Source organism: Mesorhizobium sp. M7A.F.Ca.US.005.03.2.1, from assembly GCF_003997795.1.
Taxonomy (GTDB): Bacteria; Pseudomonadota; Alphaproteobacteria; order Rhizobiales; family Rhizobiaceae; genus Mesorhizobium; species Mesorhizobium ciceri.
Genome location: NZ_RZRP01001495.1, coordinates 1 through 664, shown reverse-complemented (window position 1 = coordinate 664; position 664 = coordinate 1). Strand labels below are relative to the sequence as shown.

Sequence of the window (664 nt, the reverse complement as noted above, 5' to 3'; positions counted from 1 at the left end):
ATGCTGTTCGTCTCGCACGACCGGCATTTTCTGGCGGCGCTCTCCAACCGCGTGCTGGAGCTGACGCCCGAAGGCATCCACACCTATGGCGGCGGCTATACGGAATATGTCGAGCGGACGGGGCAGGAAGCGCCGGGCCTGAGGAGCTAACGGCTACCTCAGCGAGATGCTCATGCCGCTGAGGTCGGCGTTGACCTGCAGGCCGACCTGCCTGCCCGTCAATTCGAGCTGGGCGCCCTTGTCATTGGTCATGACGATCACCTGAGCCCCCTTGCCAAGCGCGCCGCCACCGCCCGCCGCACCGTAGACCCCGGTCACATCCCGCGCACGTTTGATGTGGCGCACGGTACCTCGGAAATAGGTCTTGGAAACGCCGAAGGCGAGACCGCCCGAGACGCCGCCGACCGAGATGGGATAGCGGCGGCCATGGAAGGTCAGCGTTCCTTCGCCTCCGGAGCCACCGACGAAGAAGGCCGCCTTGTAGACGGCGAAGCGGATGGTGCCGCTGTCGGCATGCGCGGCGCTGGCAAAGCCGATGCTTGCGGTGGCGATGGCGGCAACCGCGATGGAACGAAATCCGGATGAAATCTTCATGGTGAGAACTCCTCAATGTCGCCGCTTTGCCGGCCGGGATGTCAGCGTGGGATCAAAGCTACAACTGAAC

Annotated in this window: 1 protein-coding gene; it reads right to left on the bottom strand. The window is 64.2% G+C overall.

Features of this window, described 5'->3' with window-relative positions; translation table 11 throughout:
• Positions 1 to 153: 153 nt before the first annotated feature.
• The gene (locus EN991_RS38700) at positions 154 to 594 is read right to left on the bottom strand and encodes a hypothetical protein (RefSeq protein ID WP_024501715.1); all 441 of its coding nucleotides are present in this window, start codon (positions 592 to 594) and stop codon (positions 154 to 156) included.
• Between the last annotated feature and the right edge of the window lie 70 nt (positions 595 to 664).

Coding starts and splice junctions, on each gene's coding strand:
- EN991_RS38700 (WP_024501715.1), bottom strand. CDS start 594: ATGAAGATTTCATCCGGATTTCGTTCCATCGCGGTTGCCGCCATCGCC.